The 6,274-nt window shown below is 64.1% G+C and carries 7 protein-coding genes; 2 read left to right on the plus strand and 5 right to left on the minus strand.

The window, feature by feature from the left end; genetic code table 11:
* Window positions 1-3: 3 nt before the first annotated feature.
* Window positions 4-459, minus strand: a complete 456-nt coding sequence (gene soxR, locus C3F42_RS26745) for a redox-sensitive transcriptional activator SoxR (protein WP_046854849.1) — start codon at window positions 457-459, stop codon at window positions 4-6.
* Between the two features lie 87 nt (window positions 460-546).
* Between soxR and C3F42_RS26750 the strand changes: the two genes are divergently transcribed.
* Complete coding sequence (locus tag C3F42_RS26750) at window positions 547-927, plus strand: antibiotic biosynthesis monooxygenase (RefSeq protein ID WP_023631465.1); 381 nt, start codon at window positions 547-549, stop codon at window positions 925-927.
* Here C3F42_RS26750 and C3F42_RS26755 read toward each other — a convergent pair.
* Together C3F42_RS26755 and C3F42_RS26760 are read right to left on the minus strand one after the other, a co-directional pair.
* The gene (locus C3F42_RS26755) at window positions 906-1,676 is read right to left on the minus strand and encodes a S9 family peptidase (protein ID WP_094012099.1); all 771 of its coding nucleotides are present in this window, start codon (window positions 1,674-1,676) and stop codon (window positions 906-908) included. The genes C3F42_RS26750 and C3F42_RS26755 overlap by 22 nt on opposite strands.
* Complete coding sequence (locus C3F42_RS26760; RefSeq protein WP_371041589.1) at window positions 1,660-2,772, minus strand: DUF3182 family protein; 1,113 nt, start codon at window positions 2,770-2,772, stop codon at window positions 1,660-1,662. Before C3F42_RS26760 ends, C3F42_RS26755 begins: the two co-directional genes overlap by 17 nt.
* A gap of 195 nt (window positions 2,773-2,967) precedes the next feature.
* Here C3F42_RS26760 and C3F42_RS26765 point away from each other — a divergent pair, with 195 nt between their 5' ends.
* Window positions 2,968-4,770 carry an aminopeptidase P family protein gene (locus tag C3F42_RS26765; protein ID WP_104445114.1) on the plus strand — a complete coding sequence of 601 codons (1,803 nt, stop codon included), beginning with the start codon at window positions 2,968-2,970 and terminating at the stop codon, window positions 4,768-4,770.
* Between the two features lie 40 nt (window positions 4,771-4,810).
* Here the strand turns inward: C3F42_RS26765 and C3F42_RS26770 are convergent, their stop codons facing one another.
* Window positions 4,811-5,092: a hypothetical protein gene (locus C3F42_RS26770; RefSeq protein ID WP_023631461.1), complete on the minus strand. Its 282-nt coding sequence runs from the start codon at window positions 5,090-5,092 to the stop codon at window positions 4,811-4,813.
* Between the two features lie 186 nt (window positions 5,093-5,278).
* Entirely contained in the window at window positions 5,279-6,166 is an 888-nt protein-coding gene (rhtA, locus tag C3F42_RS26775; RefSeq protein WP_094012101.1) for a threonine/homoserine exporter RhtA, read from the minus strand.
* Window positions 6,167-6,274 lie beyond the last annotated feature (108 nt).

The following is a 6,274-nucleotide window of genomic DNA, read 5'->3' on the forward strand; positions in this document are numbered from 1 at the left end:
GGCTCAATCCTGGCTGGGTGGGTGAGGGCCTGGCCCTTCATCGGCCAGCCGGTCGTGGTGGTTACGCAGCGGGCACTCTTTCAGCGACATGCAGCCACAGCCGATGCAGCCATCGAGCTGGTCGCGCAACATCACCAACTCGTCGATACGCCGGCTCAGGTCGTCGCGCCAGCGCGCCGAGAGGCGCTGCCAGTCGTCGGCGGTGGGCGTGTGGTCACAGGGCAGGGTATCCAGGGCGCCGGCGATGTCGGCCAGGGGAATGCCCAGGCGCTGGGCCATCTTGATTACCGCCACCCGGCGCAGCACGGCCCGCGGATAACGCCGCTGGTTGCCGGCATTGCGGGTGCTGTGGATCAGGCCCTTGGTCTCGTAGAAGTGCAGGGCGGTCACGGCCACGCCGCTACGGGCGGCCAGCTGGCCGACGCTGAGCAGGCGTTCCTGGGAGGAAGGGGGCTTCATCGGCAATAAAATCCTTGACCTTGAGTTAGCTAGAGGTTTTACCCTCCACGACCATCTGCTGCAAGAGCCCAAACGAGGAGAAGCAACATGGCGGCCAACACCCATTCCCTGTGGTTCACCCAGATGATCGAGTACGACGTCCCACCACTGCGCCAGGATGCCCTGGCCGAGGCGCTGGTGGTGCGCAGCGAACACCTGGCGCAACGCTGCGACGGCTTGCTGAGCGTCAGCATCCAGGTCAGTGACGACGGTCGCCGGGTGCTCCAGCTCCTGCGCTGGCAATCACGCCAGGCATGGGCGGCAGCCGCGGGAAGCTTCATCGAGGAACCGTTCCTCGACCTGCTGGGCGAACACCAGGCGCGCGGGGTGAATTTCGCCGCCTACCAGACCTTGCGTAGTCTTGTGCGCGGCACCGATGGTGGTCTGCATTGCCAGCTGGGCAGTACTCAGGCGTACCAGGGCGCATAGTGCGGATAGCGGTCCAGGCGCGCGCCGATGACCATCTCGCTGATCCAGGCCGTGAGCATCGCGCTGTAGGCCTTCTGGCTTTCCTCGCTGGACAACGCATGGTCGGCACCATCGACCAGGCGATGGGTCATCGAATGGGCGCTGACGAACGCCGAGCGGTAGCTCATCAGCGTGCTGTGGGGAACGTAGTCATCCTGTTCGGACTCCACTAGCAGCACATCGCCGGCAAACTCGGCGCAGGCTGCCAGGGCGCGGTTGTCGGCCGGTCCGAGGGGGCGCAGGCGGTAGGCGTTCAGGCGCTGGCGATCCAGGGCTTGCTTGGGCGCGTCCCATTCATCGTCCCAGTACAGGGCCGGTACCCTCAGCGCCAGCCACTTCACGGGGCGGTGCGGGGTGAGCAGAGTGGCCAGGTAACCGCCGTAGCTGCTGCCGATCACGGCAATGGCGCCGGGATCGACTGACGGGTGACTCGCCAGCCGGTCGTAGGCGGCGAGCAGGTCGGCCAGGTTCTGTTCGCGGGTGACGGTCAGGCGCTGGCTCTCGGTCTTTTCGTGGCCGCGCAGGTCGAAGGTCATGCATACGCAGCCCAACCCGGTGATCTGCCGGGCGCGGGCCAGGTCGCGCTGTTGGCTGCCGCCCCAGCCATGGACGAAAAGAATCCCTGGCATGCGGCTGCCGGGGCTGACCAGCGTGCCGGCGATGCTTTCCCCTTCGACGTGCAGTTCCACGATCTCACTCTCGATGGTCATGGTCGCGTATCCGTGCATATTTGCTGAGTTGTCCAAGTTCACTGTCGTGCCCCTGAAAGAACAGTGTGGCGTCGGCGGGCAGTCGCGCCCGGCCGAACACCTCGTGGGTCGATGCGCATAACCGCTGCAGCGCCGGATCCTCGGCGAAGGCCGTCAGTGCCAGAACCTCGGCCGGGCTGGCGCCACCCAGGCGCCAGGATTGTTCGAGCACGCCACTGCGCAGGTGGCCGTGGCTATCACGGCCGCGGGCGATGTCATAGTTTCGGCGTGAAGCGATAAAACCGGGGAAGTAACGTTCGGCGGCCTGTTCGTAGGCCATGGCCTGGGTGATGGCCAGGCGCAGGTGATCCGCAAGCGGCAATTGCAGCAATTTCTGGTAGTCGCCACGCACGAGCACCAGATCGGAGCCGCCGTACACCTCGGTGCCAGCGTGGTCGCGGGTCAGGTGCTGGATACCGTGGTAGCTGAGGGTCAGCCCTGCCACGCGGACCTGGCCGACGCTGAAGGTCTCGACATTGTCGAGGTCTTCTTCCAGGACCAGGCCCCACAGTGCCAACGTCTGTTCGTCCATGCCCTCCAGCAACGGTTCCAGGGCCTGGGCGTCGGTGATGACCTGCTGGCCTCGACCGGCGCAGGCCAGCACCGGCTTGATGCGTACCGGCCCCTCGCGCAGCAGCAGCTCGGCCGCCCGGCGGGCGTCGTCTTTGCAAAACACCGTATAGCCACGGAGCAGGGCATCGCAGGCTTGCCGTGCAAACGCATCGGTCCAGCCGGGCGGGAAGCTGGCGTCGGCAGGCACCGGGTGGGAGATAGCCTTGGTAGCGAGGTGCGGATGACTGACGGCTCCGCCGAAAAGGTCGTTCTCGTCCTGGATGCCGAGCATCGTCTGACGCGCCGGATCGACCAGGGTTTCGCTCGGCACGTAGTAACAGCATGCTTCGGTGTCGGGTAGAGGCGTTGGCTCGACGCGCTCGATGCCCAACAGGCGTGCCAGGTACTCGGCGATCCTCAGTTGGGTCGCCCGCTCGTGTTCGGGTGTGTGCTCGCGGGTATCGAGCAGTACGACAGCGCTTTTCGGTTCGCGGGAGTGGGGCATGGCCAGCCTCGCGTTCGCAGGGGGTGTAAGAGGTGGGAAGGCGCGCAGGCTGTTTAGTTCAGGAGCAAGGATCGACGGTCGGCAGGACACTTGGGGCACTGCATGCCTTGTTACGGTCGTGGTGATTGCGGGCGCCCGCCAGCTGTTTCATTATCGATGGCCTGGACCCGTCGACACCTATCCGCAGGAGTGCGCATGAACAGTCAGTCCCCGCTTCACGAATCCGTACCGGCGCGCCTTGCCCGCGTGCGCGAGGCCATGGCCCGGGAGGGCGTTGCTGCCCTGCTGGTGCCCTCGGCCGACCCGCATCTGTCCGAGTACCTGCCTGGCTATTGGCAGGGGCGGCAATGGTTGTCCGGTTTCGAGGGGTCGGTGGGTACGCTGGTGGTCACGGCGGATTTTGCTGGGCTCTGGGCTGACAGTCGCTATTGGGAGCAAGCGAACAAGGAGCTGGCCGGCAGTGGCATCGAACTGATGAAGCTGCGGCCTGGGCAGCCAGGCGCGTTGGAGTGGTTGGGGGCGGAGGTCGACGGTACCGTGGCTGTGGATGGTGCGGTCATGGCAGTGGCCGCTGCCCGCCAGTTAAGCGAGCGTCTGCAAGCGCGGGGCGCAAAGCTGCGTACGGATCTCGATCTGCTGACCGAGGTCTGGAGGGACCGGCCATCGCTGCCGGGCAATCCGGTCTACCAGCACCTGCCGCCCCATGCGACCGTCAATCGTGCGCAAAAGCTTGCCGAGCTGCGGGGCACCCTGCAGGAAAAAGGCGCCGACTGGCATTTTATTGCCACGCTCGACGATATCGCCTGGCTGTTCAATCTGCGTGGCAGCGACGTTTCCTACAACCCCGTGTTCGTCTCTTTCGCGTTGCTCAGCCAGGACAAGGCGTACCTGTTCGTCGGGCGCGACAAGGTTGATGGGCACCTGCGCCAAGTGTTGGCGGCCGATGGTATCGAGGTTCGTGACTATGAAGCGGTCGGCGACGCGTTGTCGGCGATTCCGGCCACGGCCAGCCTGCTGGTGGATCCGGCACGGGTCACCCGTGGGCTGCTGGATAACCTGCATGAGCAGGTGCGGCTGGTCGAGGGCATCAATCCGACGACCTTGAGCAAGTCGCGCAAGGGTGAAGGGGATCTCGCCCATATCCGTCAGGCCATGGAGCAGGACGGCGCGGCGCTGTGCGAGTTCTTCGCCTGGCTTGAAACGAACCTGGGGACGCAACGCATTACCGAGCTGACCATCGACGATCAGCTCAGCGCGGCCCGTGCCCGCCGTCCGGGTTTCGTGTCGCTGAGTTTTTCCACCATCGCGGCCTACAACGGCAATGGCGCCATGCCGCACTACCGCGCCACCGAGCAGTCACATGCCGTGATCGAGGGCAATGGCTTGCTGTTGATCGATTCGGGTGGCCAGTACCTGGGCGGGACAACCGATATCACGCGAATGGTGCCGATTGGTGAACCGAGCCGCGAACAGAAGGCGGATTGCTCGCGGGTGCTCAAGGGTATGATCGCGCTGTCCAGGGCCAGGTTCCCGCGTGGGATCCTCTCGCCGCTGCTCGATGCCATCGCCCGCGCGCCGATCTGGGCCGACCAGGTCGATTACGGGCATGGCACCGGCCACGGTGTCGGCTACTTCATGAATGTGCACGAAGGCCCGCAGGTGATCGCCTACCAGGCGGCCGCCACGCCGCAGACAGCCATGCAGCCGGGGATGATCAGCTCGATCGAGCCTGGGACCTACCGGCCGGGGCAGTGGGGGGTGCGTATCGAGAACCTGGTGGTCAATCGCGAGGTCGGCACCAGCGAGTTTGGCGAGTTCCTGGCGTTCGAAACCTTGACCCTGTGCCCGATCGACACGCGCTGCCTGTTGGTCGAGGCGCTGGGCAGCGAGGATATCGCCTGGTTGAATGGCTATCACCAGACAGTACGGGAGCGGCTTGCTCCTTTGCTGGAAGGTGAAGCGCTGGCCTGGCTGGAACGGCGGACCGCACCTCTCTGAATGTGAAAAGGGCAGCCATTGGCTGCCCTTCATGCATCTGTTACTTGCAAATCACGATCATGCTGCGGCTGGTGTAGCCGGCAGGGTTTATGCCGAATACGTAATCGCCAGGCTCTTCGTCGGTGTCACCGGAGCGGGCGATGACCTTATAGCCCTTGCTGCTGCAGGAGCTGGCGGCCTTGCTGTAGCACCTCTCCCACGACGAGGAGAGTCCCGAGCAATTGATATGCAGGCCTTTTTTCCCTCGTTTCACCTCGGTATTGGCTGTCGCGGCACATCCAGCGATGGCCAGGATGCCCAGGATGAGCAAAATACGTTTCATTCCTGTCCTTATACGGCCCGACTACATTAATGGGCCTGAAGTTTGCGCTTTGCCTCTTCCCTGATGGTCTCTGGCGTCCATGTGCCGCTCAGTAGATAGCGTCAAGATTATGATCTGGTGACAGCTTAATCAGCCACGCCGGGTGGTACAAGGCTGCTGGATGCCTAAATGAAAATATTTCTCAAATCAATCGGCAGCCACGGGTGGCGCCGCGTCCCGTTTCATGGAAAGGGTAGCGCCCACCGAGGCGGTGATGATGGCGAGAATGGCCAGCCATTGCCAGAGTGTGAGCTGCTCGCCCAGGAACAGCAGCCCGGACAATGCGCCAAAGGCCGGTTCGATGCTCATCAGTGTGCCGAAGGTGCGTGCGGGCATACGGGTCAGGGCGACCATTTCCAGGCTGTAGGGTAGCGCGGTGGACAAGATCGCCACGCCCAGGGCAACCGGCAGCAGGGCAGGGGTGAGCAATGCGGCGCCGGCATGGGCGATACCGATGGGGGCGACGAACAGCGCGGCGATCACTACGCCCAGGGCGGCAGTCTGGATGCCGTTCTCGGCACCGGCTTTCTGCCCATAGAGGATATACAGCGCCCAGCACACACCGGCGCCCAGGGCGTAGGCTGCGCCGATCGGGTCGAGGCTGGCGCCGGTCTGGCCTACGGGGATCAGCAGCAACAGCCCGGCGACTGCCAGGGCGATCCACAGGAAATCCAGCGCTCGGCGCGAGGCCCACAGCGCCACCGCGAGTGGTCCGGTGAATTCGAGCGCCACAGCGATACCGAGAGGCACGCTACGCAGGGACATATAGAAGAGGAAGTTCATGCCGCCCAGGGCCATGCCGTAGATGATCACGCTGCGCAGGGTGCTGGCGTCCAGGCGCGCGCGCCAGGGCCTCAATATAATCAGCATGATGATGCTGGCGAAGATGAGGCGCAGCGCTGTGGTGCCTTGGGCGCCAACAACTGGGAACATGCTCTTGGCCAGCGAGGCTCCGGACTGGATGGAAGCCATGGCGATCAGCAGCAAGCCGATGGGGAACAGCGTGGTGGCCAGGCTGCGTTGGGGGGAATTCATGTTGGGTTCCGTTGTTGTAAGCGCAAGGGTGCGCAATATAGTGCGCAGCGGGATGTGTATTGGCAAGGTCGGGATGCGAATAGCATCTGATAGCCCTGACACGGTTCT

It is taken from the genome of Pseudomonas sp. PONIH3 (assembly GCF_002934345.1).
Classification (GTDB): domain Bacteria; phylum Pseudomonadota; class Gammaproteobacteria; order Pseudomonadales; family Pseudomonadaceae; genus Aquipseudomonas; species Aquipseudomonas soli.

Excerpts from the sequence above, each read along its gene's own strand:
- C3F42_RS26760 (WP_371041589.1), bottom strand. The coding sequence starts at position 2,772 with ATGCCCCACTCCCGCGAACCGAAAAGCGCTGTCGTACTGCTCGATACC.
- C3F42_RS26750 (WP_023631465.1), top strand. The coding sequence starts at position 547 with ATGGCGGCCAACACCCATTCCCTGTGGTTCACCCAGATGATCGAGTAC.
- C3F42_RS26765 (WP_104445114.1), top strand. The coding sequence starts at position 2,968 with ATGAACAGTCAGTCCCCGCTTCACGAATCCGTACCGGCGCGCCTTGCC.
- C3F42_RS26770 (WP_023631461.1), bottom strand. The coding sequence starts at position 5,092 with ATGAAACGTATTTTGCTCATCCTGGGCATCCTGGCCATCGCTGGATGT.
- soxR (WP_046854849.1), bottom strand. The coding sequence starts at position 459 with ATGAAGCCCCCTTCCTCCCAGGAACGCCTGCTCAGCGTCGGCCAGCTG.
- C3F42_RS26755 (WP_094012099.1), bottom strand. The coding sequence starts at position 1,676 with ATGACCATCGAGAGTGAGATCGTGGAACTGCACGTCGAAGGGGAAAGC.
- rhtA (WP_094012101.1), bottom strand. The coding sequence starts at position 6,166 with ATGAATTCCCCCCAACGCAGCCTGGCCACCACGCTGTTCCCCATCGGC.